Source organism: Bradyrhizobium iriomotense, from assembly GCF_030160715.1.
GTDB lineage: Bacteria > Pseudomonadota > Alphaproteobacteria > Rhizobiales > Xanthobacteraceae > Bradyrhizobium > Bradyrhizobium iriomotense.
Window position 1 is genome coordinate 434,202 of record NZ_BSOW01000001.1, and the last position, 24,611, is coordinate 458,812.

A 24,611-nucleotide genomic window follows, 5' to 3' on the forward strand; every position below is an offset into this window, starting at 1 on the left:
CGTGGCGCTGAGGTCACCGACGTTCAAATCGCTGATCTGGCGCATCGTCTTCCTGCACATCGTCGCGATCGCCGTGGTCGCGATCTTCCTGCCGCTGGTGCTGTTCTGGCTGCTGAACTCGGAAATCGGCGAGCTGCATCGTGCCGCCATGCGGGCGCAGGCCGAGGTGCTGGCCGAGCGCATCGCAGTGCAGCCGGACGGCAGGATCACGTTCAACCTGCCCGACAGCCTCCGCGGCCTCTATTCGGAGGCTTATGGCCGCTATCAATACGACATCAGCGATGCCGACGGCCGCGTGCTGTTCTCCTCGCACAAGAAGACCGGCGCGGCAGCCTCGGAGACGATTTCCGGCGCTGGCGTCACGCGCACCATCGACGACAAGACCGTGCGCATCCAGGTCGCCGAGGATCTCGCCCATCGCGACGTCATCATCGACGACATCGTCGCCAATTTCTTCCGCCGCGTCGGCTGGATCACGATTCCGATCCTCCTGACCCTGCTCGCCATTGACATCATCATCTTCCGCCGCGCCATCGCGCCGCTCTTGAAGGCTTCGGAGGAGGCGAGCAATATCGGACCGGCGCGCACCGATATCCGCCTTCCGACGGAGCAGATCCCGCGCGAGATCCTGCCGCTGGTCACCGCGGTCAACCAGGCGCTCGACCGGCTCGAGGACGGTTTTCGCGTGCAGCGGCAGTTCACCGCGGACGCCGCGCATCAGCTGCGCACGCCGCTTGCGATCCTGCGCACCCGGATCGAGACGTTGGGCGACGGCGCGGCCAGAGAGGCGCTACACGCCGACATCGAGGGCATGAGCCGGATCGTCGCGCAGCTGCTGGAGATTGCCGAGCTCGATATGCTGGTGCTCGATCCCGGCGAGACCGCCGACTTGCGGGCGGTCTGCGCCGAAGTGATCGGCTCGATCGCGCCGCTCGCGCTCGCCCAGCACAAGGACATCGCGCTGAGGGGCACCGACGCGCCGGTCCTGATCCACGGCAATTCGGAGATGCTGCAACGGGCAATCTTCAATCTCGCGGAGAACGCCATCAAGTTCACCGCGAAGGATACCGCCGTCGACGTCGAGGTCAGCGGCGACGGTGTGGTGCGGGTGCGCGATTGCGGTCCGGGCATCGCGGAAGCCGAACGCGAGCTGATCTTCCAGCGCTTCTGGCGCGCCGACCGGCAGCGCAGCGACGGTGCGGGCCTCGGGCTGTCGATCGTGCGCGGCGTCGCGGAGGATCACGCGGCGGGCATCGCCGTCGAAAACCTCCCCGGCGGCGGCGCGCAATTCACGCTGCGCTTCAAGCTGGCGGACAATAGCGAGGCTGCATCGCTCCCCTCGTAGGACTGGGCAAAGCCTCTCTATCGCGATGCGTTGATAGCGGCCGGCTCCAGCACGGGCTCCGCCGAGGATTCGCGCACGGCGAGCTCGCATTGAAAAAGATCGGGCTTGCCGAGGGGCGGCATCTTCCTTCGTCCGAGGAGGGACGAGATCGCCGCATCTGCGATCTCCGGCATCGGTTGGACAATCGTCGTGAGCCGGGGCGTGATGAGGTTCGATAGCGGTATTCCGTCAAAGCCTACGATGGACAGGCCCGCCGGAAGCGGAATGCCGAGATCGTTCGCGGCCCGCAAGCAGCCGATGGCCTGTTGGTCGGAGCTGGCGAATATTGCGGTCGGACGCTCGGCTCTGGGTCGAGCAAGCAGGAAGGTGCCGGCGGCGCGCCCGCTCTCATAGTCGAAAGCTGCGTTGACGAAGAGAGGCTCGACCTTCGCCCCCCGGTGGTCGCGGAGGGGCCGCATGACGTCGAGATAGCCCTGGAGGCGATCCTCGGCCGGGCGAGAGCCGGACGGGCCGGCAATGCAGGCAATGCGGCGATGACCAAGCCCGGCGAGGTATTCCACCGCAACACGCGCGCCGGCGCGGTGATCCGCAGCGACACCCGGATGATCGGGAAGGAGGCGGTCGACCGTAATCAAGGGGAGCCCTTTGGGGGCCTTGATCGCGTGCGGGCTGTTGCTGGGGACGATGATGATGCCGTCGACCTTGCGCCCGGCCAGCTGAGCCAGCCGGTCCGCCTCCTTGGCTGCGTCGTCGAACGAACTCATGAAGATGACATTGTGGCCGTGCTCGCTCGCAGCGCGCTCCGCGCACTGGACGAGCTCGGCGAAGAACGGATTGGTCAGGTCCGGAATGACGATTCCGATCAGTCGGCTGACCTTGCTGCGCATGCTGCGGGCGAACGGGTCCGGCCGATAGCCGAGCTCGTGAATCACGGCCTTGACGCGCGCGCGCACTTCCGCGGTGACCGACGGATGGTCATTCAGCACGCGCGAGACGGTGCCCACAGCGACGCCGGCGCGCTCGGCAACGTCCTTGATTCCACGCTTTGCCATCAGGCCTCAGTCAATAGCGCGCCGGGAAGATGACCAGCAACTCGCCGACGCAGCGACAAGCGCACGGCTTCGGAAGCTTTCAAGTGCCGGAAGCGCTTGGGTCAGTCTTCCTGTCCGTTTGGAAACGGTTCACTACTATATCGAGCAACGGCTTGAGGGCAAAGGGGCGTGGAGAGCCGTCCTCCTCGATCGGATACAGCGATCGCCTCGATAATCGTAGGACGAAATCGCTCACGCGCCAGCGCGGGCGTGCTGGTGGCTTGAAACCCGCCGGCGGTTCTGGTACGTCGAATTTGGAAACGTTTCATCAAGCCGGGTGTCCGGCTCTAGAAAACGTTCAACAGGGAGGTGGGAATGGCGAATTCTACGCGTCGAACGTCCAATTCAGGTTTGAGCCGCCGACAGATCGTTCTGGCCGGCGCGGCAGGAACGATCACCGTCATGGCCGGCATTCGTCCGACCTTTGCCGACGGGAAGCCGAAGGTCGGCCTGGTCATGAAGTCGCTCTCCAACGAGTTCTTCAAGCAGATGCAGGCCGGCGCGGACAAGTTCGCCGCCGAGAACAAGGACAAGTTCGACTTCAAGGCCGTCGGCATGAAGGACGAGCGTGACTTCGCTGCCCAGGTCGACGCGGTCGAGAACTTCATCACCCAGAAGTACGACATCATCGTCGTCGCGCCCGCCGACTCCAAGGCCATGGCGACGCCGCTCGCCAAGGCCGTCAAGGCCGGCATCACCGTCGTCAATATCGACGTGCCGCTCGATGCCGGCGCCAAGAAGGCCGCAGGGATCGATCTCGCCTTTTTCGGTCCCGACAACCAGGCGGGCGCCAAGCTGGCCGGTGACGCGCTCGCCAAGGATCTCGGCGCGGGCGGCAAGGTCGTCATCCTCGAGGGCAACCCGGAGGCCGACAACGCCAAGCAGCGCAAGCAGGGCTTCATGGAGTCGATCACCGAAGGAAAGCTCCAGCTGCTCGACAGCAAGACGGCCCATTGGGAGACCGAGGAGGCCAACACGCTGATGACCAACTTCCTGACCAAATATCAGGACATCCAGGGCGTGATGGCGGCCAACGACTCGATGGCGCTCGGCGTCGTCAAGGCGCTGGATGCCACCGGCAAGAGCGGCAAGATCAAGGTGGTCGGCTTCGACAACATCCCGCCGGTGCAGCCGTTGATCAAGAACGGCAAGATGCTTGCGACGGTCGAGCAGTTCGGCGCCCAGATGGCCGTGAACGGCATCAAATACGGCTTGCGTCAGCTCGCCGGCGAGAAGTTCTCGGGCTGGATCAAGACCGACGTCAAGCTGGTCGAGGCCAAAGACCTTTCATAAGAAGGACCTGTCATCGGGGTCCCTGACCCGGACTTCCGGTCAGTGACCTGTCGGGACGCCTGCATCTTGCCGGCGTCCCGATTTTGGCGAAGATCGTCTTCGCGAAGTCTTGCCGGCCTTGGTGCGATGGGGAGCGCGCCCTCTCATGCATGGCGATGAGTTGAGCGGTTTTCGCGTCGAGACGTCCAAAGGAACGGATAGCCCGATCCTCAGGCTGCAGTCGGTCGGCAAGCGCTTTCCCGGTGTCGTCGCGCTGCGCGATGTCTCGTTCGAAATCGCACGTGGCTCGGGACACGTGCTGCTTGGCGAGAACGGCGCCGGCAAGTCGACGCTGATCAACCTGCTCGGCGGCGTGCTGCAACCCGATGACGGATCGATCTGGTTCGACGGCGCACCATATCGCCCGGCCTCGCCGCTGGAGGCTTTCAAGGCCGGCATTCGCGTCGTCCATCAGGAGCTGAATCTGCTGTCGAACCTCTCGGTGGCGGAGAACCTGCTGTTCGAGCAACTGCCGAGCCGGCGCGGGCTGGTCAATTTCCGGGAAATGAATCGGCGAGCGGCGGAGCTCCTTGCCGAAGTCGGGCTCGACGTCGCGCCGACGACCGAGGTCGGCCGGCTCGGCGTGGCGCAGATGCAATTGGTCGAGATCGCCAAGGCGCTTTGCCACGAGAGCAAGCTGCTCGTTCTCGACGAGCCCACGGCCACGCTGACCGTCCGCGAGGTCGATCGTCTGTTCGCGATCCTGCATCGCCTCAAGGCCAAGGGCGTGACCACGCTCTACATTTCGCATCGGCTCGAGGAGATTTCCGAGGTCGGCGATCAGGTGACGGTGCTACGTGACGGCCAGCATGTGACGACGCGCCCGCTTGCCGGCCTCGGCATCCCCGACATCGTGCAGCTCATGGTCGGGAGAACCATCACCGGCCAGGGTGCGATCGGTACCGCCGCGCCGACCGGCGGTGAAGCGCTGGGGGTGACGGACCTGAAGCTGGCCGCCGACAGTCCCGCGATTTCGTTTTCCGTCGGCCAGGGCGAGATCGTGGGCATCGCCGGCCTCGTGGGCTCGGGCCGCACCGAGATGGTGCGCGCGCTGTTCGGCGCCGACCCGAAGGCTGCCGGCACGATCCGGATCGAGGGCAGGGAAGTCGAGATCGTCTCACCCAAGGACGCGGTGTCGCACGGTCTTTGTCTTGCGACCGAGGATCGCAAGGGGCAGGGACTGCTGCTCGAGATGAGCTGCGCGGAGAACATGACCATCACCGACCTCACGCGGGTGTCGCGGCGAGGGCTGCTCCAGCGCGGGCAGGAAGATGATTTCTCCAAGCGGCTGGTGCGGGAGCTGCGGGTCAAGACGCCGTCGATCCACCAGGCGGTCCGGACCTTCTCCGGCGGCAACCAGCAGAAGGTCGTGATCGCGAAGTGGCTGTTCCGCGGCCCCAAGGCGCTGATCTTCGACGAGCCGACGCGCGGCATCGATGTCGGCGCCAAGGCCGAGATCTATGAGTTGCTGGGAAATCTCGCCTCCGACGGCAAGGGCATCCTGGTGGTCTCGTCCGATCTCCCCGAATTGATGGCGATCTGCCACCGCATCCTGGTCTTCTCGAAAGGAAGGATCGCTGGCGAAGTGTCGCGCGCCGAATTCGAAGAGCACCGCATCCTTTCTCTCGCCTATCAGGAGTATAGCCGTGTCCGAGCGGGTTGAGCGCGTCGAGGCGCGCAAGGCGCACGTCAAATGGGACAATCTGCTGCACATCTCGATGCGCGAGGCGGGCGTCACGGTCGCGCTGGTGCTGATCGTCCTGTTCTTCTCCGCAACCGCGCCCTATTTCGCGACGACAGGAAACTTCCTCAAGATCTTCGTTCAGATCGCCATCAACACCGTGCTCGCGGCGGGCATGACCTTCGTCATCTTGACCGGAGGCATCGACCTGTCGGTGGGTTCGGTCCTTGCGCTTTGCACGGTCGTCGGCGCCACGATCATGACGGACGAGCGTCTTTCGGCGGGGATATCGATCACGCTCGCCTTCGTCGCGTGTCTCGGGACCGGCGCGATCTGCGGCGCCATCAACGGCTGGGTGTGCGAGAAGTGGAAGCTGCCGTCCTTCATCGTGACGCTCGGCATGCTCAACATCGCCAGCGGCGTGGCCCGCGTGGTCTCAAACAATTCCACCATCACCGGTCTGCCGCAGTCCTTTGTCGAATTCGGCAACATGATCTTCTTCGGCGTGTTCCCGTCGATCTTCGTGATCGCGGTAGGCGTCGTCCTGATCGGCTGGTTCATCCTGCGCTTCACGGTGTTCGGCCGCTTCATCTTCGCCATCGGCACCAACGAGGAGGCGGTGCGCCTCTCGGGCCACAATCCGAGTGCGATCAAGATCGCTGCCTTCACGATCTCGGGTCTCACCGCCGGCATCGCCGCGATGGTCTATCTGCTCAGGCTCAACGTCGGCAGCCCGATTGCCGGCATCGGCTATGAGCTGAACGCGATCGCAGCGGTGATCATCGGCGGCACCAGCCTGTCGGGCGGCAAGGGCTCGATCATCGGGACGCTGGTTGGAGCCTGCATTCTCCAGGTCCTCTCAACCGGCCTCCAGCTTCTCGGCGCGGAGGACAACGTGAAGCCGATCGTGATCGGCACCGTCATCGTCCTCGCCGTCATCCTGGATACGTACCGCAACAAGTTCCTGCGTGCGATGGAGAGCCGCAGGTCCGACGGTTAGCGAAGCGGCGGAATGGTCCTAAGACTGTCGATCGTGCGCGGCGGCGCGCGGTTCAGGCTGTGCTTCAAGCTGGCGGACCAGGTTGCTGCTGCGCTTGTGAAAGAGTGAGGATCACATCATCAGACGCGATCCGGGCAATGGTTCTCTCCACGCGCCCGTCTTGCCTTCGCTCATCATCTGGGCTCTACCAGCCACCTCCGGCTTCGCCGACGGAGTCGTGCGGTCAGCGAGCGTGTCAACTCGTTGCCGCAGATGATCAACGAGCAGGTCCGCGCCCATGGTCAGGCAGTCCCCATGTCCACCCGGCACCTTGATCACTTCGAGTTGCGGACTGAGACGTCGCCATGCTCGACCGTCGTGGTCGGCTGCGTAGAAGGTCACAGGAACCTCGAGCGGCGCCGGAAAATATTGCGCCATCGCGAGCGAATAGGTCTCCCATAAAGCCGGCGGAATCTCATGATTGGGATTGAAGAAAGCGTCATTCAGCTTCTTGGGATTGGATAGAACGTCATACAGCTTCGCAACCTGCTCGCTCGTCGACGCGTTGAAGAACCGCTCCAGCTGGGCCATCAGCTCATGGGTCCAGCGCAGAAGGTAAGGCGAAACTATGGGCTTCATCTGCCTGAGGATCGCCCGCGACGCAGGACGAGCACTAACGGTCGGCGGATCGACCATCGCAACCATATCAACCTTGTGGCCGGCTGCCATCAGCAGGCGGGCGGCTTCGAACGCCACCATGGCGCCGTTGCATTTGCCGCCCAGGAGGAAAGGACCACTCGCCTGCCGTTCCAGGATAAGTGGCAGGCGGTCGGCGGCCATCGCCTCGATCGACGGCGGAATCGGCTCTCCACCAAGACCATGGGGATTGATGGAGATGATCGGGTAATCGGGCCCGAAAAGCTCCACGATCCGCCGCACACAGGCGTGGCCGCTGACGAGGTCCCCATTGAAAAAGTACAGGGGAGGTCGATGGCCATGGGCATGGAAGGGTAGAAGCGGCGACGCCGGCGTGCCCGCCTGCATGGCGATTTTTGGAGCAAGCTGCCGGATGGTTTCTGCCCCGAACAGGATCGTCTCCGGCACGGAGTGGCCTACGAGGCGTTCGATCTGCAGGAGCATGTCCATCGCCAGCAGGGAGTCGCCACCGCTGGCAAAGAAATCATCGTCCACCGTCACAGCCTCGGACTTGAGCAGCCTCCGCCAGAGGGTCAACAATTCAGCTTCCAGATCCAAGGGCCCCTTGTTCGTCTCTGGCAATGCCATTGCCACGGGATGCCCCGACGTTTGCTCAAGTAACTCGCGCAGGCGTCGTCGCTGAAGCTTTCCCGTCACCCCTTTTGGCAATTGGTCGAGGATCAGAAAGCGGTGCGGAATCTTGAACGAGGTCAACTCGTGTCGCAGGAACTGGCGAAGCTCCGCAGATGTGGTTTGCGCGCCGGGACGGAAAATGATGGCGGCTGCGACGTCCTCGCCAAGGCGTGGATGAGAGATTGCGAAAGCAGCGGCCTCGGCTACGGCCGGATGGCGCAGGAGCGCGCATTCTATTTCAGCGGGGGCGATCTTCTCTCCGCCGCGGTTGATCAGTTCGCTCAGGCGGCCGTGCAGGGACAGGAAGCCGTCTTCGTCAAGGCTGCCGATGTCGCCCGTGCGAAACCAGCCGTCTATGAAAGCAGCCTGATTGAGCTCCGGCGCATCGAGATAGCCAGACGTGACGGTGGGGCCACAAATCCAGATCTCCCCCCGTTCGCCAGCGGGCAAGGGATGGCCATCCTCGCCGATGATGGCCGCTGTACCAGGCCAGGGTTGCCCGCAAGTCCCTTGCCTGTTGGGACCGGGTGGCGGCAGGTTGGCGGCGATCTGCGCGGCCTCGCTCGAACCATAATGCTCCAGCACCGGCACGCCCAAGACGCGCTGCAGGCCGGCCTGCACGTCCTTCGACAGCGGCGCGCCGCCGGATACGACGAACCGTAACGTGTGCGCCGCCTGCGCACTCTCAAGGCTTCTTGCCTTGTCCAGTACGGCAGCGTGAAGCGTGGGACCCGCCGAATACCAGGTCGGCCGCAGGACATCGAGCCATTCGTCGAGCGCCAGTATGGTTGCGTTCGCCGGGATCGCGATGCTGCCGCCTGTCAGCAGCGGCGTGAAGACCGTGACTTTGAGCCCATGGGAATAGTAAGGCGGCGACACGCTCAGGCAGCGGTCCCTCTGGGTGAGGCCGAACCAGGCCTGAAGCCGTGCGGCAGCCGCCAGCATATTGCTATGGCTGAATGGAATGAGCTTTGGCTGCGCTGTCGTGCCTGAGGTCTGCAGGATGAAGGCGGGCGAGCGCGGATCAGGCTCAGCGTCGATCGCAGGGGAGTCGGAGACCGGCACGGTGATATCGAGTCCAAGCTGACCATGTCCGATCGGAACTGCCTCGATGATGGCAAGTCCTCTCCGCTCGGCGGCCTCGCGGGCGTCTGAGGCATTGCCGAGCGGCACGAGAAGCGCATCCAGGCGCAGCATGTCCAGACGCTGATCGATCTCCGCCCGCGATAGCCGCGGATCGAGAGGCACCACGATGCTGCAGCATGCGATGGCCACGATGGCGAGAACCGCCTCCGGACCGTTTGGCATGAGCACCCCGATCCGGGCGCTGCAATCGAACCCAGCCCGGCGCAGCTGCCGGCGGGTGTCGTCCAACTGGCGCCGGAGATCGTGATAGGTCAGCGGTGCAAACGTGGTCGAGACGATCGCTGGCTGTCGAGGGAACCGGCTCGCGTTCCGACTGATGACTTGGCCCAGCGTCAATGGGGCGTCAGGCTCTGTGCTATCGCGGGAGGACGAGGCTCCCGCGGAGCAGATCACGCGAGCGGACTTTCTTGGAAGCAAAGTCCTCTCCCTGAATGGCTAACCACTGTCTGCAAAGACTGCACGAAGGACCTGCAGATAGCACGGGAGCAAAAGGAGTATGGCGGTTAAGAGAGAAATGATCCGCTTGCAACTGCCAGTGCGGATCGGAGGCCGACAGAGTGGTGCCGGGCCTTCAACATGAGTTAAGGCCGGCGCGTGCCTATGCGCGGCGTTCGCATCCAAATAGAGAGCGTAGCCGAAGGCTATGCCACCTTCTCCCACAAAAAAGAGGGAGAAGGTGGATTCGCCGCTTACTTCTGCGGCGGGCCGAGGTCGAGCGGGGGCAGGTCGATCTGCGGCACCTCGATCTTCACCTTGTCGAGGTCGACATTGACCGGCTTGTCGAGCAGGCCCGTCACGACGGACGGGAAGACGATCACGAGCAGCACCATGATCATCTGCAATCCGATCCAGGGCACTGCGCCCCAGTAGATGTCCGAGCTCTTCACCGAGCGCGGCGCGACGCCGCGCAGGTAGAACAGCGCGAAGCCGAACGGCGGATGCAGGAACGAGGTCTGCATGTTGACGCAGAGCATGACGCCGAACCAGATCAGCGCGGCGTCGGGGCCGACCACCGGCGCCAGCACCTTCTGTGCGATCGGCGCGATCATCGGCAGGATGATGAAGGCGATCTCGAAGAAGTCGAGGAAGAACGCGACGAAGAAGATGAAGAGATTGATGAAGATCAGGAAGCCCCAGACGCCGCCGGGCAGGGACGTGAGCAGGTGCTCGAGCCAGACGCCGCCGTTGCAGCCCAGGAACACGATCGAGAAGCAGGTCGAGCCGATCAGGATGAAGGTGACCATGCAGGTGATGCGCATGGTCGTCTCGTAGCCCTGCTTGATCAGGTCGCGCAGGTCGGGGATGCGGGCCGCCTCGATGCAGATCCAGGCGACCGCGAGATAGGTGATCGCATAGGCGATCTTGAAGACGATGTTCTCGCTGAAGAGGATCGCGACGATCGTGCCGATGCCGGCGGTGATCACGCCGATGATCAGGATCTTGCGTCCCGTGGAGGAGAAGTCCTTGTGGTGGATCGCGGCGAGGACGATGGCGCCGACCGCGCCCATCGCGCCGGCTTCGGTCGGCGTCGCAAGGCCCAGCATCATCGTGCCGAGCACGACGAAGATCAGGACCGCGGAGGGGATGATGCCGAGCAGGCACTTCTTCCACAGCGCCCATCCGGTCAGCGTGCGCGCCTCTATCGGCACCGCCGGAACGTGGCTCGGCTTGATGATGCCGAGCACGAAGGTGTAGCCGGCGAACAGGATGATCTGGAAGATCGAGGGGCCCCAGGCGCCGAGATACATGTCGCCGACGGACTTGCCGAGCTGGTCGGCGAGCACGATCAGGACCAGCGAGGGCGGCACGAGCTGCGTGATGGTGCCGGAGGCCGCCAGCACGCCGGTGATGTAGCGGATGTTGTAGCCGTAGCGGATCATCACCGGCATCGAGATCAGCGCCATGGCGATGACCTGCGCCGCCACCGTGCCGGTGATGGCGCCGAGGATGAAGCCGACGATGATGACGGAGTAGCCGAGGCCGCCGCGGATCGGGCCGAACAGCTGGCCCATGGAATCCAGCATGTCCTCGGCAAGCCCGCATCGCTCCAGCACCGCGCCCATGAAGGTGAAGAAGGGAATGGCGAGCAGCAGCTCGTTGGCGAGCACGCTGCCGAACACGCGGCCCGGAATCGCCTGAAGGAAGTTCAGGTCGAAGAAGCCGAGATGGATCGCGAGAAAGCCGAAGGAGAGGCCGAGCGCCGCCAGCGTGAACGCGACCGGGTAGCCGATCAGCATCGCCAGCACCAGGCCGCCGAACATCATCGGCGGCATCATCTCCAGCGTAATGGTCATTGGGTCGGTCTCTCGTACTTGGCGTCGATCGTCACATAGCCCTGGAGAGCCGCGATACGCTTGATGACTTCGGACACACCCTGCAGCGCCAGCATCACGAAACCTGCGGGGATCACGAACTTGATCGGCCAGCGGATCAGGCCGCCGGCGTTGCCGGACATCTCGTTGACCTCATAGGCCTGCATGAAGAACGGCCAGGAGAGTTTTGCGAGCAGGAGGCAGGAGGGGATCAGGAAGAAGAGCGTGCCGATCAGGTCGAGCCAGAGCTGAGCGCGCTCGGACAGCATCAGATAGAAGATCTCGACGCGGACATGCTCGTTGCGCTTGAAGGTATAGGACGCGCCGAACATCACGAGCACGGCGAACATGTACCATTGCAGCTCCAGCCAGCCGTTCGACGAGTAGCTGAAGGCGTAGCGGATCATGGCGTTCGCGGCGCTGACCAGGCACGCCAGCAGCACCAGCAGGTTACAGAAGTTGCCGATCTTTTCATTGAGGAGGTCGATGGCGTTGCTCACCGCCAACAATGGACGCATCTTAGTTCTCTCCGCCGCGGCCTCAGATTCGCTTCAGATTCATTGGGGCGCATTTCACGTGCAACGCTCAGCCGGCGTGCGGATGCACGCGACTCGACGGCTCATCGTCCGGAGCGATTGCAGCGACAGTCCTCCCCCTCGTGCCTTGCCGTCTTGACCGCGACCATCGAGGGTCGCGCCGGTTTATGCTGCCGGGCGAGCCAAGGCGAAGGCACCATTTCAGCGGCTTGTCGCGCCGTCAATCGGAAAATGGGCAAATTGACGCGCGGTCAGGGGGTTAGGTTAGCGGCGGCAAAGGCCTTCATCCGGCCGATCAAGAACCTGAGCAACTGGCTGGCCGCGTTTGGCAGTTCGCGGCCCAATCGCGTTATGACGTGAGCTTCTGCCGACGCAAGCAGTGCATTTTCTACTGGAATTGCAACGAGCGAGCCGTCCTCCAGATCGGCCGCCACCGAGAAGGCCGGAAGCAAGGTCACGCCAAGGTCAGAACGCACGAAATGTCTCAAAATGCTGATCGAGGTTGTGGTGAGCTTGGGCAAGAGCCCGATCTTCTCGGAGGTTTCAGCCATCGCAAGCAGCTGGCGCGTGCCATAGCCCGCATGCATGATCCCGAGCGCGTATTCGGCGACTTCGCGTAGCTTGACCGGACGGCGAAGCCTCGCAAGCGGATGGTCAGGGCGCGCGATGAGGCAAATCGGCTGCCGGATTGCAGCGCACGAGCGGATCCGCGGATCCTGAGGCGGATGATAGACGAGTCCGATGTGGCAGCGGTCGTCGGCAATTGCGCGAATGACCTCGCTCGTGCCCGCGAGTTCCAGCGAAATGGTCAGCCGCGGATGTCGGCGCCAAAATTCGCCGAGCGAGCCCCCCATGAGGTCCGCGACAAAACCCTCGCCCAGCACGAGGTCGATGTGGCCCCGCTGCAGTCCCTGGATTTCCCGCAACTTGGTCAGGGTGTCGTCCCGGTCCGCGGCGTGACGGCGATAGTGCTCGACCAGCAGTTGGCCGGCCTCGGTCGGCCGAACCCCGCGGCTATGCCGCTCGAGGAGTGTTGCGTCGAGATCCTGCTCCAGCTGCGCGATCTGGCGGCTTACCACCGATGGATTGACGCCGAGGGCATCGGCGGCGGTGCGCACTGAGCCGTAACGCGCGGATTCGAACAGATATCGAAGCCGATTTTCATCGATGGGATCGCTCATGCCCAAGTGTTGCCCATGAGGCAACAATAGGCAACCGCACCGCTGATGCCCCGGGTGCGGGGCCAGCGCCTATGGTTTCTCCGTACCATCCGCGAGGGAAGCATGGCGGTCATCGGCGTCGTTGGACTGGGGAATATGGGGCGCGGCATGGCGCTCTCGCTCAAACGCGCCGGGCACGAGGTGCTCGGGACGGACAGCTCCGAACCGGTCCGCGCGGCGCTCGCCTCAGACGGCATTGCCGTCTTCGACGCCATCGAGCCGCTGTGCGCCCGTGCGGATCTGCTCATCCTGTCGCTGCCGACTGCCGAGATCGTCGAGGCCGTCGTGGCCGGTGAGGGCGGTATCATCGCGCACGGCAAACCCGGCCTGCGCGTGGTCGACACCTCGACATCGCATCCAGAGACCACACGTCGGCTCGCCACAGCTCTCGCGGCGCAGGGCATGGCGATGATGGACGCTCCAGTCAGCGGCGGCCCGAAGGGCGCGATCACCGCGACCATGATCATGGTGATCGGTGGTGCCGATGAGGACGTTGCTGCGGTCGAGCCGATCCTGGCCGACATGAGCGCCAAGCGGGTCCATGTCGGATCTGTCGGCGCCGGGCACGCCTGCAAGATCATCAACAACCTGCTCTGCGCGGCGCATCTGCTCACGGCCGCTGAAGCCATGCGCATCGCGCGCGAAGCCAAGGTCGATCCGGCCCGGCTGTTCGACGGCATCAATGCAGGCTCGGGCCGGTCCGGCGTCACGCAGGTCAATCTGCCGACCTGGATTCTCAACGGTGCCTTCGATTCCGGTTTCACCATGAAGTTGATGCGCAAGGACGTGCGCCTCGCCAGCCAGCTCATTGGTGAACTCGGTCTCGACCTGCCCATCGCAGGCGAGGCCGCGCGGATCTGGGCCGCCAGCGCAACCTCGATCAGCGATCCGGAAGACTTCAACAGGATCGTCGAGCTGCAGCTCGGCAGGATGTGAGTGACGCCATGACTCCCTTCATCGAAACACGGCTGCGCGAGGCGCTCGCGCCGTTCTGGCCCGACTGCACGGCCATCGGCTCTCATGTGGCCGGTCGTGCCGTTCCCGGTGCGGGAGAGATCGTCAAGATCGACGATCCTGCAACCGGCGAGCCGCTCTATTCCTATCGCGATGCCGGCGAGGCCGTGGTGAACGAAGCGGCTGCGGCCGCCGTCGTCGCACAGGCGGCCTGGGCGCGGCAGACCGGTGCCGCTCGCGGCCGGGTCATGCAGGCGGTCGCGCGCGCAATTCAGGGCAGGGCGGAGGAACTGGCGTGTCTCGAATCCCTCTCCGCGGGCAAGCCAATCCGCGACACGCGCGTCGAGGTCGCCAAGGTCGCCGAGATGTTCGAGTACTACGCCGGCTGGTCCGACAAATTCCATGGCGAGGTGATCCCGGTCCCGTCGAGCCACCTCAACTACACGAGGCGCGAGCCGATGGGGGTCGTGCTCCAGATCACACCCTGGAACGCGCCGGTCTTCACTTGCGGTTGGCAGCTCGCGCCCGCCATCGCCATGGGCAACGGCGTGCTGCTGAAGCCTTCGGAGTTGACGCCGCTCACCTCCATGGCGGTGGTGCTGCTTGCGGAACGGGCCGGATTGCCGGTCGGACTCGTCAACGTGCTTGCCGGATACGGGCATACGACGGGGCAGGCGGCTCTCGGCCATCCGGCCGTCAGGAAGGCCGTATTCGTCGGCTCGGTGCCGACGGGCAAGCTGATCGCGCAGGCCGCGGCCAAGCGCTTGCTGCCCTGCGTGCTCGAACTCGGCGGCAAGTCCGCCAACATCGTGTTTGCGGACGCCGACCTCGAGCGCGCGGCGATCGGTGCGCAGGCTGCGATCTTCGCCGGGGCCGGACAGAGCTGCGTCGCTGGCTCCCGGCTTCTGGTCGAGCGTTCCATCTACGACCGCTTCGTCAAGATGGTCGCAGATGGCGCGGCGAAGCTGAAGGTCGGCCCGCCGGGTGCTGCAGATACCGAGGTCGGACCGATCAACAATGCCCGGCAGTATGCCCACGTCCTCGCAATGGTGAAGCAAGGCCTCGAGGAGGGCGCGAGGCTTGCAACCGGAACCGACAGCAGCGCCGGACAGGGCGGCTTCTTCGTCCGACCGACCGTGCTGCGGGACGTCCGCAACAGCATGGGCGTGGCTCGTGCCGAGATCTTCGGTCCGGTGGTCGCAGCGATCCCCTTCGAGTCCGAGGAGGAAGCGATCGCGATTGCCAACGACAGCGACTTCGGCCTCGCCGGAGCCGTATGGACCCGCGACGTCGCCCGAGCGCACCGGGTCGCCACGCAAATCCAAGCCGGGACGTTCTGGATCAATTCCTACAAGACGATCAACGTCGCTTCACCGTTCGGCGGTTTCGGCATGAGCGGCTACGGCCGTTCGAGTGGAGTCGAAGCACTCTATGAGTACACGCAGGTCAAGAGCGTCTGGGTTGAGACCGCGGCCGAACCCGCGGTGGCGTTCGGCTACGCGCCGAACGTCCGGGAATGACGCCTCAAGGTGGCAAAGGAGGGCTACTAGCCGCCGGTGACGCTCATGTGCCGGCTGACGCTTGGGCGGTTGTGCCGGCGGTCGATGATGAAATCGTGCCCTTTGGGCTTGAGGCCGATCGCACGGTCGATCTCAGCCGCGAGCAGAGCGTCGCCGGCGGACTCCCGCAGCGGCTTGCGCAAATCGGAGGCATCCTCGTGACCGAGGCAGGTGTGCAGCGTTCCCGTGCAGGTGATGCGCACCCGGTTGCACGATTCGCAGAAGTTGTGGGTCATCGGCGTGATGAAGCCGAGCTTGCCGCCGGTCTCGGCGACGCTGACATAGCGCGCCGGGCCGCCGGTCGTCTCGCTCAGGTCCGTCAACGTGAATTGCTGGGCGAGCCGCGCGCGCACCAGCGACAGCGGCAGATACTGGTCGATGCGGCCCGAACCGATCTCGCCCATCGGCATCACCTCGATCAGCGTCAGGCCCATGCCCTTGCCGTGCGCCCACTGCATCAGCGCGGGAAGCTCGTCCTCGTTGAGGTTCTTCAGCGCCACCGCGTTGATCTTCACCGCGAGCCCGGCCGCGCGTGCCGCCTCGATGCCCTCCAAAACCTTGTCGATCTCGCCCCAGCGGGTGATCTCGCGAAACTTCTGCGGATCGAGCGTGTCGAGCGAGACGTTGATGCGGCGGACGCCGCAATCGGCGAGTTCCGCCGCATGCTTCGCAAGCTGCGTTCCGTTGGTGGTCAGCGTCAATTCGCGCAAGCTCCCGCTCGCGAGGTGACGCGACAGCGAACGCACCAGCGACATCACGTTGCGGCGGACCAGGGGCTCGCCGCCGGTCAGCCGCAGCTTCTTCACGCCCTTGGCGATGAAGGCCGAGCAGAGCCGGTCGAGTTCCTCCAGCGTCAAGAGGTCCGCCTTGGGCAGGAAGGTCATGTCCTCCGACATGCAGTAGAAGCAGCGCAGATCGCAGCGATCGGTGACGGAGACCCGCAGATAGGTGATGGTCCGGCCGAACGGGTCGGTCATCGGGCTCAACAGCGGGGACAGGGCACTCACAGCGGGTCCGTTCATTCAACAAGCCTTGTCACGATCGCCGTCACCGCGCTTTGCGCAGTGACAAATACATTCGATGCAATCTAAGCATCCCAGCCATTGCCGACAATCGTGCGCTGCACCGAATTAGCGCGTAGGGGCGGGGGCCGTGGGCGGCGGCGCGGCGGCAGGCGGCCCCGAATTCGGGTCGGGGAACGGAGTGCCCGCCGCGGCGGGCGCTGCTGCCTTCGGCTTCTTTGGCCGATGCGGCTTCTTCACCGGTTTCGGCGGCACGGCCGGTTGCAACTCGACTAAGACCGGATTGGGATCGGTCGTCACCGAGCCGGGTGTGGAGAAGTCGCCGGGCGTCTTGATCACATTTACCGGCACTGAGGCCGGAAGATACTTGTCCAGCGTGTAGTTGACGGTGAACGGCACATCAGGCGCGGGAACCGAGACCGCGCATGGGGTTTTGCAGCCCGGACCGAGCGAGGTGACGGCGTCGGCGCCGGGCGGGTTCGATTCGAGCCGGACCTGGACCGCGGGGGGCGTCGACTTGAACATGTCCCACGAGACGGAGGAGCAGCCGGCCAGGCTCGCACCCGCAAACGCAATCGCGATCACACGACGCATGACCATCACAACTCACTGCGACGAACCGCCACAATCCCCAGGCGGACCTTAGGAGCGTCGGTTTGCCCGCGCAACCGGCCGGGTGCGTGCAGTTAATAGATGGTTAACGTCAGTTTTATAACGATATCAGGCGCTTGCTTCGGCGCTCAAGCGCCCCATCAGGCTCGTCGCCGCCGCCGGCAGATCGCGCATGTGATGGATCAGGCGGTCCGGCTTGAGTTCCTCGATCGGCACATCGGTGTAGCCGAAGCTGACGCCGATCACGGGAACCCCGGCGCGCCGGGCCACCCCAACGTCGGTTCCGGCGTCCCCGACCATGATGCTCGCGGCGAGCTGGCCGCCGGCGCGGGCCACCGTCTCCCGCAAAATCGTCGGGTCCGGCTTCTGCACCCCAAAGGTATCGGCGCCGCAGATGGCGGCAAAGCGCTGGCTCAGGCCCAGCGCGTCGAGCAGCCGCCTGGAGAGCCATTCGAGCTTGTTGGTGCATACCGCGAGCCGGTGGCCACGCTCCGCGAGGCGGTCGAGCGCGGCTTCCAGCCCCTCGAACGGGCGCGATTCATCGGCGATATGGTCGGCGTAATAGGCGATGAAATCCGCCGTCAAGCGGTTGATGTCCGCGACGCCGACGATCCGGCCTTCGGCCTCCAGGCCCCGCTCGATCAGCTTGCGGGCGCCGGCGCCGATCATGTTGCGGGCCGATTGCAGCGGCACGGGCGGCAGGCCCTCGCGGTCGAGCACATGGTTCAGGGCGCTGATCAGGTCGGGCGCCGTATCCACAAGCGTGCCGTCGAGATCGAAGACGATGGTGTGAGCGGTCATGATCATGCGCTACCGGCAAGGGGGAGCTTCTGCAAGCGGAGCGGCCATAAGATCAGCTTATAACCTCGTTCCGCAGGTCTGTTCTCCGGGCCAAAACGGGGCTAGATAGGCCGCCGAAAACGACCTATTTCCGGCGGTCTCTCCCCGTGAGACCTCCAAGACAGATAAAAAGGGCAGGCCTGAACGTGGACATGGACCAGTTGAAGCGACAGGCGGCTGCACGCGCCCTGGAGGAGGTGCGCGACGGCATGCAGCTCGGTCTCGGCACCGGATCGACCGCCAAGCATTTCGTCGAGCTGCTCGGCGAGCGCGTGCGCGCCGGCCTCAAGGTGATCGGGGTGCCGACCTCGGAAGCCACGCGTGCCGACGCGGTGCGTTGCGGCGTGCCGCTGACCACGCTGGACGAGATCGACCATCTCGACATCACCGTCGACGGTGCTGACGAAGTCGATCACGAGCTCAACCTGATCAAGGGCGGCGGCGGCGCGCTGCTCCGCGAAAAGATCGTCGCTGCTGCCTCGGATCGCATGATCGTTATCGCCGACGACAGCAAATGGGTCGCGACGCTCGGCCGTTTCCCGCTCCCGGTGGAGGTCATTCCGTTCGGGCTTGGCGCGACACGGCGGGCGATCGAGAAGGCATTTGCGCAATCCGGCGTTTCCGGGCAAATGGCGCTCCGCAAAGCCAAGGACGGCCACGTTTTCGTCACCGATGGTGGCCACTGGATCCTGGACGCCCATCTTGGACGGATCGAGGATCCGGCACGGCTCGCGGTCGCGCTGAGCGCGATCCCCGGCGTGGTGGAGCATGGACTGTTCATCGGCTTGGCCGGCTCTGCCGTTCTGGCGGGCGGCGAGGGAATCCGCGTGATTGAACGGCGAAAGCCGAAAGGAGACTAGGAATGAAGAGCGTTTTGAAGATGCTGCCCGTGGCCGGACTCGCAATGGGGTTGGCTTTTGGCGCCGTCCCAGCGGCGGCACAGCAGGCGGCAGCACCCAAGTATTCGCCCGCGGCCATCGCGGCCGCGAAGGAAATCCTGGCCATGAAGAACGCCAACGTGATGTATGCCAACGCCGTTCCCGGCATGGTGGAGAAGGTCAAGGGCGCGCTGATCGGGCAGAACCTCAATTACCAGAAGGACCTCAATGAGCTGGCACCGGTGGTGGCGCAGCAGCTCGCCGGCCGCGAGAAGGAGATCGGCGACGGCATGGCGCAGGCCTATGCCGCCCAGTTCACCGAGCAGGAGCTCAAGGATCTCGTGACGTTCTACAAGTCGCCGCTGGGGCAGAAGCTGATCACCAACGAGCCGCGCGCGATCGAACAGAGCATGGCCTTCACGAATTCATGGGCGCAGAGTTTCTCCGAGGTCGTGGCGGCCGCGTTCCGCGCCGAAATGAAGAAGCGCGGCAAGGACATGTGACGAGGACGAGAGGCAAAGAGGTCGGAGTGGACAATGGCTGAATTCGACGTCGACCTCTTTGTCATCGGTGGTGGTTCGGGCGGCGTGCGCGCCGCTCGCATTGCGGCCGGTCATGGCGCGCGCGTGATGATCGCGGAAGAGTACCGCATGGGCGGTACCTGCGTGATCCGCGGCTGCGTGCCGAAAAAACTGTTCGTGATCGGATCGCATGTCCGCCACGAGATCGAGGATGCCGCAGGCTTCGGCTGGACGATTCCTGCTGCGAGCTTCGACTGGCCGACGCTGATCGCCAACAAGGACAAGGAGATCGCGCGGCTCGAGGCGGCCTACACCACCAATGTCGAGAAGTCGGGCGCGCGCATCGTCAAGAGCCGCGCGGTGATCGAGGATGCCCACACCATCCGCCTGCTCGAGAACGACAGCAAGGTCACGGCAAGATACATCTTGATCGCGACCGGCGGCGCGCCCAACCATGGCGCGGCGATCCCCGGCATCGAGCATGTCATCTCCTCCAACGAGGCGTTTCATCTCAAGAAGCTGCCGAAGCGGATCGTGATCCAGGGCGGCGGCTATATCGCGCTGGAATTCGCCGGGATTTTTGCCGGCTACGGCTCGGACGTCACGGTGATCTATCGCGGCGACAATATCCTGCGCGGCTTTGACGACGACGTCCGCACCCATGTCAGCGGCGAGATGGAGAAGCAGGGCATCACCATTTTGACCGGCTGCACGGTGGCCAAGGTCGACCGTCACGGCGATGAATTCACCAGCCATCTGTCGAACGGCTCGAGCGTTGCTTCCGATCAGGTGATGTTCGCGATCGGCCGCCATCCCGCCGTCGCCAATCTCGGCCTCGAGAAGGCTGGCGTTGCCATCAACCCGAAGAACGGCGGCATCGCGGTCGACGGCTTCTCGAAGAGCTCGGTCGACAACATCTATGCCATCGGCGACGTCACCCATCGCCACAACCTGACGCCGGTCGCGATCCGCGAGGGCCATGCCTTCGCCGACACCGTGTTTGGCAAGCGCGAGGTGCGGGTCGACCACGCCAATATCCCGACCGCCGTGTTCTCGCAGCCCGAGGTCGGCACCGTCGGCCTGACCGAGACCGAGGCGCGCGCGCAATTCAGCCACGTCGACATCTACAAGGCGACGTTCCGCCCGATCAAGGCGACGATGTCCGGCCGCGACACCCGCGTGCTGATGAAGCTGATCGTCGACGGCACCTCCGACCGCGTGCTCGGTTGCCACATCGTCGGCGATGCCGCCGCCGAGATCATCCAGGCGGTCGCGATCGCGGTGAAGATGAATGCGACCAAGGCCGATTTCGACGCGACGATGGCGCTGCATCCGACGGCGGCGGAAGAGCTCGTCACCATGCGCACGCCGACTGCGCGCCATGTGCGGCAGGCTGCGGAGTAGGGGTTAGGCGCGGACCTTTCCGTGGTCGGCGTTCTCCTGCCGTTCGCGGTCGCCGAGCTCGCGCACCAGCTCCTGGAGAAACGATTCCGTATGGGCGGGCAGGACCCGTTCGGCGCGGACGTAGACGCCGAGGTCCGACCACACCGGACTGCCGGCATTGTCCAGCGGCAGGAATTTGAGCTGTCCGCTCTTGGCGAGGCGGCCGATGCCGATCTGGGTCTGGATCGCAACGCCGACGCCGCGTGCCGCCAGCTCGCGCATCAGGTCGATCGAATTGGCCTGCACGGCGGGCTCGGGCGTCTCGGCCAGCTGCGCGATGAGCGGTTGCAGCAGGTGGTAGATCGACAGTTCCGGAAGCGCGTGAATGATCGGAAAGGCGAGGCACTGCGCCAGCGTCACGGTCCGGCGCCGCGCCAGCGCATGATCGGTCGCGACGATCGCCCCTAACCGAAAGCGCTTCAGCGCGACCTGGCGCAGATCCTGGGGATGGCGCAGCGCCATGGCGATGCCGATATCGGCTTCGCCGCGGCTCAGCGCGTCCAGCACGTCGGCTGATCCCATCACCTGCGTCGTGAAGGTGACGCGGCGCGCACGGCCGCGATGCGACGCGATCAGGCCCGGCAAGAGCGATTCCGCGAGCGACTCGATGCAGGCGATGCTCACCGAGCCGCGCCAGGTCCCGGACAGCGACTGGACGTCGGAGCGGAAGCGGTCGTGGTCCTGGAGCACGGTCATGACGTGCCGGGCCAGCATCTCGCCGACCGTGGTCAGCGTCAGGCCCCGCGCCGTCCGCTCGAACAGCGGCGCTCCGATCTCCTCTTCCAGTTTGAGGATCTGCCGGCTGACCGCCGACGAGGCGACGTTCAGGGTCCGCGCGGCGGCCCGGATCGAGCCGGTCCGGCGAACGGCATGGAAGTAATAAAGGGCGGGGGCATGAAATCGCATCGCCCGACTATAGCTGTTGCCGATTCGGCAGCAAGCCGTACGAAATTCTCTGCTTTTCGAGAGCAGCCCTTGGGCCTAGTTATCGCCCCGGCCGCCGGGGGCGGGGGCCGAACAGGGGGATTGGGCGTTGGACGGGAAGAGCACGTGCGCGCTGGAGGCGGCGGAGCCGCACGGTTTGATCGATCGGCGCCGCGCGGCCGCCTATGTCGGCGTCACCGCCGGCCGCTTCGAGCAGCTGGTGCGCGACAATGTCGTGCCGCCGCCGGTCATGGTGGACCGGAGCCGGCGTTGGCCGATCGCGGCGCTCGATCTCGTCAGGCAATCGGTCGGCACGGGCGCGACGGAGGCGGCGGTTGCGGTCCCGGAGATCCCGCCTTGCGACGCGTCGAGCGAGCCGTTGCGGGTGCTGCCGGATGAGGCCTGGCTCCAGCAGAACGCAAAGCTGGTGCAGCGCGTCCGCAGGTCGCTGTTGTCGGGCAACGAGATCCGCGCGCTGCGCGAGTTCAGGGGGCAGCGGCAGAGCGAGATCAGCATGCACGGCTATTATGGAAGCTTCGAAGCGCTGATGGTGCGCGGCTATGTCGTCGAGCTCGGGCGCAAGCCGCCGTCGAGCCGTCCGCTGGTGACCTACCGCCTGACCGAGCTTGGCGAACAGGTGCTCGCCGCGCTCAGGGACGAGTAGGGCGGGCGCCTTCGATGCATCGAAAGCGTCGATATATCCGATAGAATATAGCGATTGTTTCGAGCAATTCCAAAAGCTCGGGCTGGACGCAAGCGCCAACTTCGCCATATCGTGAGGGATATAGCGAGGGCGTTTGTCGGAGCGTGCAATGGAAATCAGCGTCAAATCGCTCACGACCTGCGAGGTGGCGCCCGACGGCGGCGCGATTGCGCTGCGGTTCGAGGATGCCGCAGGCAGACCGGCCGAGGTCCGCGTCTCGCTCAACCAGGTCGGCGCGCTGATCATGACGCTGCCGGGCCTGCTCGAAGCCGCACTGAAGGCCCGTTATGGCGACCAGAGCCTGCGCTACGCCTATCCGCTGGCGGCCTGGGTGGTCGAGCAATCAACCGACGCGACCCAGCGTATCATCACGCTCGAGACCGAGGACGGCTTCAAGGTCCGCTTCTCGATCCCGAAGGCCGAGCAGAGCCTGCTCGGCGAGGCGCTGATCCAGCCGGCACCGGAGATGACGGTGAAGCCGAACTAGGTCAGTCCACGGCGTCCGCTCTCGGCGGAAGCCGCCGGATCTGGAAGCCGGTCTTATTCTGCTCAAAGCCGGCTGAGGCATAGAACGCCAGGGTCGAGGGCTGCTTCGAACCCGTCATCAGCATGACCTTGTAGCAATCGGCCTGCCAGGCGGCAGCGACGGCCGCGTGCAGCAGTTGCTTGCCATAGCCGCGTCCCCTGAATGCTGCATGGGTGACGACATTCTCGATCAATCCGTAAGGTTGGCCACCGCGCGTCAGGTTGGGAATGACGATCAGCGTGCAGGATGCGACGGTGGCGTCGTCGATGATCCCGATGAATATCGCACTTCCATGATAGCGCTGCAGGTCATCCAGACGGCGCTCAGCGACATCCAGCGAGGGAATGCGATCGGTGGAATCGAGGTGCGGATAAAGCGCGAGGAGTTGTGGGAGATCGGCGGGAAGGGCCGGGCGGACGATGAGGGGGCTATCCATGCGCGTTCGGACTGCTCACGCCTTCCGCGAGCGCTTGATGTCCGTCCTCAGCGCCATCAGTTCCTTGCGCACGGCGCGCGCGGCGTCCCGCTCGATCTTGCGATAGCGTGCGACCAGCCCCTCTCCAAAGGGCGTCAGCATCGCGCCGCCGCCATTCTTGCCGCCGGTCTGGGGCTCGACCGCGGCGTGCCCGCAGATGCGGTTGATCTCATCGACGAGATCCCAGGCGCGCTTGTAGGACATGTCCATGGCGCGCCCCGCCGCCGAGATCGAACCGTGCTCCCTGATGTTCTCCAGCAGCAGGATCTTGCCGGGTCCGATCCGGTCCTCGGCATCCAGATCGATCCGGACGCTCAATTGGGGAAGCGATTTGGCGCCCGCGCGCGACATGCCTGACTCTCTTGGGGTCTCGGTTTGCGAGATTGCCACCAGGCAGGCCGCCGAACAAGGTAAACGGGGCGATATCCCTTGATGGCGATATTATGAACGGCACGCCGCGTTCCCGCGGCTGCTGGTCGCAGCTCGGCCGGCTTGATTTGGCCGGCGCGGACTTTATCTCTCCCTTCAACAGAATCCGGGCCCCTCTGACGAGGCCGCCGATCCCTCGGCCAACCTCGTGATGTCGGATGACCTGTCCCGCGCGCGAATGCGTTTGGATTGGACGATCGTTGGGCCCAGCGAACCTGCTCTCATCGACCAGCCATCCACAGCGTCCCGCGTGCGGTCACAACCGTAAGCCCAGGGAGCTATGATGCCTGACGCAGAATCTTTGAGTCCGATCCAGGGCGAGATCACCGAACCGTCCAGCCTGCACGAGCAGGCCGCCGCTGCGCTCGTGATTGCCGGCGCGCTGGTCGCCGTCGCCGACCGCCGCGTCGCCGCGGTCGAGCGCGAAGAGGTGACCCGCTTCATCCGGGAGCGCGGGCTGGCCCCGCATGTCAGCGAAGCGCGGCTTGCTGCGATGTTCGACGAGCTCGCCGAGCGGCTGGAGCAGCCTGATTTCGCCAATGTCGTCATCGACACGCTGCGCCCGGTCTCGGACCTGCCGCTGGCCGCGCATCTGGTCGACATCTCCGAGCGCGTCGCTGCGGCGGACGAGGATGTGCATCCGCATGAGGTGCAGGCGATCAAGCTGTTGCGCCTGCTGACGCTGGTGCTGCCGCGCTCGAAGCAGGTGGCGCCCGTCGCAGCGCGCGAAGGCCGCGCCGCATCCGGAGCGTGA

General features: G+C 64.8%; 23 protein-coding genes. 12 read left to right on the forward strand and 11 right to left on the reverse strand.

From position 1 onward, the window contains the following. Nucleotide 1 precedes the first annotated feature (1 nt). On the forward strand, nt 2-1,345 hold the full coding sequence (locus QQL28_RS01970; RefSeq protein ID WP_284260416.1) for a sensor histidine kinase: 1,344 nt from the start codon (nt 2-4) through the stop codon (nt 1,343-1,345). 17 nt (nt 1,346-1,362) lie between these two features. On the opposite strand, the gene QQL28_RS01975 is transcribed toward QQL28_RS01970, so the two are convergent. Further along, a complete protein-coding gene (locus QQL28_RS01975) occupies nt 1,363-2,397 on the reverse strand; it encodes a LacI family DNA-binding transcriptional regulator (RefSeq protein ID WP_284260418.1) in 1,035 nt (344 codons plus the stop codon). A gap of 354 nt (nt 2,398-2,751) precedes the next feature. Between QQL28_RS01975 and QQL28_RS01980 the strand changes: the two genes are divergently transcribed. The 3 genes from QQL28_RS01980 to QQL28_RS01990 all read left to right on the forward strand — a co-directional run bounded on the left by QQL28_RS01980 (nt 2,752) and on the right by QQL28_RS01990 (nt 6,449). Continuing rightward, complete coding sequence (locus QQL28_RS01980) at nt 2,752-3,729, forward strand: sugar ABC transporter substrate-binding protein (RefSeq protein WP_284260420.1); 978 nt, start codon at nt 2,752-2,754, stop codon at nt 3,727-3,729. 145 nt (nt 3,730-3,874) lie between these two features. Next, nucleotides 3,875-5,431, forward strand: coding sequence for a sugar ABC transporter ATP-binding protein (locus QQL28_RS01985; protein WP_284260422.1), 1,557 nt, complete (start codon nt 3,875-3,877; stop codon nt 5,429-5,431). Between the two features lie 55 nt (nt 5,432-5,486). Next, nucleotides 5,487-6,449 carry an ABC transporter permease gene (locus QQL28_RS01990; RefSeq protein ID WP_431309565.1) on the forward strand — a complete coding sequence of 321 codons (963 nt, stop codon included), beginning with the start codon at nt 5,487-5,489 and terminating at the stop codon, nt 6,447-6,449. A 111-nt stretch (nt 6,450-6,560) separates the two neighbouring features. On the opposite strand, the gene QQL28_RS01995 is transcribed toward QQL28_RS01990, so the two are convergent. The 4 genes from QQL28_RS01995 to QQL28_RS02010 form a co-directional block, all read right to left on the reverse strand. Continuing rightward, nucleotides 6,561-9,239 (reverse strand): AMP-binding protein, encoded by a 2,679-nt coding sequence (locus QQL28_RS01995; protein WP_284260426.1) that lies wholly within the window; start codon nt 9,237-9,239, stop codon nt 6,561-6,563. A 353-nt stretch (nt 9,240-9,592) separates the two neighbouring features. Continuing rightward, the gene (locus QQL28_RS02000) at nt 9,593-11,197 is read right to left on the reverse strand and encodes a TRAP transporter large permease (RefSeq protein WP_284260428.1); all 1,605 of its coding nucleotides are present in this window, start codon (nt 11,195-11,197) and stop codon (nt 9,593-9,595) included. Then, nucleotides 11,194-11,733 carry a TRAP transporter small permease subunit gene (locus tag QQL28_RS02005; protein WP_284260429.1) on the reverse strand — a complete coding sequence of 180 codons (540 nt, stop codon included), beginning with the start codon at nt 11,731-11,733 and terminating at the stop codon, nt 11,194-11,196. Before QQL28_RS02005 ends, QQL28_RS02000 begins: the two co-directional genes overlap by 4 nt. Before the next feature lie 269 nt (nt 11,734-12,002). Then, nucleotides 12,003-12,932 carry a LysR family transcriptional regulator gene (locus QQL28_RS02010; RefSeq protein ID WP_284260431.1) on the reverse strand — a complete coding sequence of 310 codons (930 nt, stop codon included), beginning with the start codon at nt 12,930-12,932 and terminating at the stop codon, nt 12,003-12,005. A 102-nt stretch (nt 12,933-13,034) separates the two neighbouring features. Here QQL28_RS02010 and QQL28_RS02015 point away from each other — a divergent pair, with 102 nt between their 5' ends. Together QQL28_RS02015 and QQL28_RS02020 are read left to right on the forward strand one after the other, a co-directional pair. Continuing rightward, nucleotides 13,035-13,907, forward strand: coding sequence for an NAD(P)-dependent oxidoreductase (locus QQL28_RS02015; RefSeq protein WP_284260433.1), 873 nt, complete (start codon nt 13,035-13,037; stop codon nt 13,905-13,907). Between the two features lie 8 nt (nt 13,908-13,915). Beyond that, complete coding sequence (locus tag QQL28_RS02020; RefSeq protein ID WP_284260435.1) at nt 13,916-15,445, forward strand: aldehyde dehydrogenase family protein; 1,530 nt, start codon at nt 13,916-13,918, stop codon at nt 15,443-15,445. A 26-nt stretch (nt 15,446-15,471) separates the two neighbouring features. Here the strand turns inward: QQL28_RS02020 and moaA are convergent, their stop codons facing one another. From moaA to gph, 3 genes are all read right to left on the reverse strand, one after another. Continuing rightward, the gene (moaA, locus tag QQL28_RS02025) at nt 15,472-16,506 is read right to left on the reverse strand and encodes a GTP 3',8-cyclase MoaA (RefSeq protein WP_284260437.1); all 1,035 of its coding nucleotides are present in this window, start codon (nt 16,504-16,506) and stop codon (nt 15,472-15,474) included. Between the two features lie 108 nt (nt 16,507-16,614). Beyond that, entirely contained in the window at nt 16,615-17,100 is a 486-nt protein-coding gene (locus tag QQL28_RS02030; RefSeq protein WP_284260557.1) for a hypothetical protein, read from the reverse strand. A gap of 126 nt (nt 17,101-17,226) precedes the next feature. Then, nucleotides 17,227-17,922, reverse strand: coding sequence for a phosphoglycolate phosphatase (gene gph, locus QQL28_RS02035; RefSeq protein WP_284260559.1), 696 nt, complete (start codon nt 17,920-17,922; stop codon nt 17,227-17,229). Between the two features lie 182 nt (nt 17,923-18,104). Here gph and rpiA point away from each other — a divergent pair, with 182 nt between their 5' ends. Genes rpiA through gor form a run of 3 tightly spaced genes read left to right on the forward strand, consistent with a single transcriptional unit; the run spans nt 18,105 to nt 20,761 of the window. Further along, on the forward strand, nt 18,105-18,818 hold the full coding sequence (gene rpiA / locus QQL28_RS02040; protein WP_284260439.1) for a ribose-5-phosphate isomerase RpiA: 714 nt from the start codon (nt 18,105-18,107) through the stop codon (nt 18,816-18,818). 2 nt (nt 18,819-18,820) lie between these two features. Beyond that, nucleotides 18,821-19,339, forward strand: a complete 519-nt coding sequence (locus QQL28_RS02045; RefSeq protein ID WP_284260441.1) for a DUF2059 domain-containing protein — start codon at nt 18,821-18,823, stop codon at nt 19,337-19,339. A 33-nt stretch (nt 19,340-19,372) separates the two neighbouring features. Continuing rightward, nucleotides 19,373-20,761 (forward strand): glutathione-disulfide reductase, encoded by a 1,389-nt coding sequence (gene gor / locus QQL28_RS02050; RefSeq protein ID WP_284260443.1) that lies wholly within the window; start codon nt 19,373-19,375, stop codon nt 20,759-20,761. Nucleotides 20,762-20,764: 3 nt separating this feature from the next. On the opposite strand, the gene QQL28_RS02055 is transcribed toward gor, so the two are convergent. Next, nucleotides 20,765-21,706 (reverse strand): LysR family transcriptional regulator, encoded by a 942-nt coding sequence (locus QQL28_RS02055; protein ID WP_284260445.1) that lies wholly within the window; start codon nt 21,704-21,706, stop codon nt 20,765-20,767. Between the two features lie 127 nt (nt 21,707-21,833). On the opposite strand from QQL28_RS02055, the gene QQL28_RS02060 reads away from it, so the two are divergent. Together QQL28_RS02060 and QQL28_RS02065 are read left to right on the forward strand one after the other, a co-directional pair. Further along, the gene (locus QQL28_RS02060) at nt 21,834-22,388 is read left to right on the forward strand and encodes a hypothetical protein (RefSeq protein WP_284260447.1); all 555 of its coding nucleotides are present in this window, start codon (nt 21,834-21,836) and stop codon (nt 22,386-22,388) included. 148 nt (nt 22,389-22,536) lie between these two features. Further along, a complete protein-coding gene (locus QQL28_RS02065) occupies nt 22,537-22,914 on the forward strand; it encodes a hypothetical protein (protein WP_284260449.1) in 378 nt (125 codons plus the stop codon). A 1-nt stretch (nt 22,915) separates the two neighbouring features. Here QQL28_RS02065 and QQL28_RS02070 read toward each other — a convergent pair whose 3' ends face one another. Then, nucleotides 22,916-23,389: a GNAT family N-acetyltransferase gene (locus tag QQL28_RS02070; RefSeq protein WP_284260451.1), complete on the reverse strand. Its 474-nt coding sequence runs from the start codon at nt 23,387-23,389 to the stop codon at nt 22,916-22,918. A gap of 15 nt (nt 23,390-23,404) precedes the next feature. Next, nucleotides 23,405-23,779 (reverse strand): winged helix-turn-helix domain-containing protein, encoded by a 375-nt coding sequence (locus QQL28_RS02075; protein WP_284260453.1) that lies wholly within the window; start codon nt 23,777-23,779, stop codon nt 23,405-23,407. A gap of 361 nt (nt 23,780-24,140) precedes the next feature. Between QQL28_RS02075 and QQL28_RS02080 the strand changes: the two genes are divergently transcribed. Next, nucleotides 24,141-24,611, forward strand: a complete 471-nt coding sequence (locus QQL28_RS02080; protein WP_284260455.1) for a TerB family tellurite resistance protein — start codon at nt 24,141-24,143, stop codon at nt 24,609-24,611.

What these genes read in the sequence shown, in the direction of transcription:
- QQL28_RS01990 (WP_431309565.1), top strand. Translation starts at nt 5,487, where the DNA reads ATGCGCGAGGCGGGCGTCACGGTCGCGCTGGTGCTGATCGTCCTGTTC.
- QQL28_RS02065 (WP_284260449.1), top strand. Translation starts at nt 22,537, where the DNA reads ATGGAAATCAGCGTCAAATCGCTCACGACCTGCGAGGTGGCGCCCGAC.
- QQL28_RS02055 (WP_284260445.1), bottom strand. Translation starts at nt 21,706, where the DNA reads ATGCGATTTCATGCCCCCGCCCTTTATTACTTCCATGCCGTTCGCCGG.
- QQL28_RS02070 (WP_284260451.1), bottom strand. Translation starts at nt 23,389, where the DNA reads ATGGATAGCCCCCTCATCGTCCGCCCGGCCCTTCCCGCCGATCTCCCA.
- QQL28_RS02045 (WP_284260441.1), top strand. Translation starts at nt 18,821, where the DNA reads ATGAAGAGCGTTTTGAAGATGCTGCCCGTGGCCGGACTCGCAATGGGG.
- gor (WP_284260443.1), top strand. Translation starts at nt 19,373, where the DNA reads ATGGCTGAATTCGACGTCGACCTCTTTGTCATCGGTGGTGGTTCGGGC.
- QQL28_RS02010 (WP_284260431.1), bottom strand. Translation starts at nt 12,932, where the DNA reads ATGAGCGATCCCATCGATGAAAATCGGCTTCGATATCTGTTCGAATCC.
- QQL28_RS01980 (WP_284260420.1), top strand. Translation starts at nt 2,752, where the DNA reads ATGGCGAATTCTACGCGTCGAACGTCCAATTCAGGTTTGAGCCGCCGA.
- QQL28_RS01985 (WP_284260422.1), top strand. Translation starts at nt 3,875, where the DNA reads ATGCATGGCGATGAGTTGAGCGGTTTTCGCGTCGAGACGTCCAAAGGA.
- QQL28_RS02015 (WP_284260433.1), top strand. Translation starts at nt 13,035, where the DNA reads ATGGCGGTCATCGGCGTCGTTGGACTGGGGAATATGGGGCGCGGCATG.
- QQL28_RS02005 (WP_284260429.1), bottom strand. Translation starts at nt 11,733, where the DNA reads ATGCGTCCATTGTTGGCGGTGAGCAACGCCATCGACCTCCTCAATGAA.
- QQL28_RS02080 (WP_284260455.1), top strand. Translation starts at nt 24,141, where the DNA reads ATGCCTGACGCAGAATCTTTGAGTCCGATCCAGGGCGAGATCACCGAA.
- QQL28_RS02075 (WP_284260453.1), bottom strand. Translation starts at nt 23,779, where the DNA reads ATGTCGCGCGCGGGCGCCAAATCGCTTCCCCAATTGAGCGTCCGGATC.
- QQL28_RS02030 (WP_284260557.1), bottom strand. Translation starts at nt 17,100, where the DNA reads ATGCGTCGTGTGATCGCGATTGCGTTTGCGGGTGCGAGCCTGGCCGGC.
- QQL28_RS01975 (WP_284260418.1), bottom strand. Translation starts at nt 2,397, where the DNA reads ATGGCAAAGCGTGGAATCAAGGACGTTGCCGAGCGCGCCGGCGTCGCT.
- QQL28_RS02000 (WP_284260428.1), bottom strand. Translation starts at nt 11,197, where the DNA reads ATGACCATTACGCTGGAGATGATGCCGCCGATGATGTTCGGCGGCCTG.
- QQL28_RS02020 (WP_284260435.1), top strand. Translation starts at nt 13,916, where the DNA reads ATGACTCCCTTCATCGAAACACGGCTGCGCGAGGCGCTCGCGCCGTTC.
- moaA (WP_284260437.1), bottom strand. Translation starts at nt 16,506, where the DNA reads ATGAACGGACCCGCTGTGAGTGCCCTGTCCCCGCTGTTGAGCCCGATG.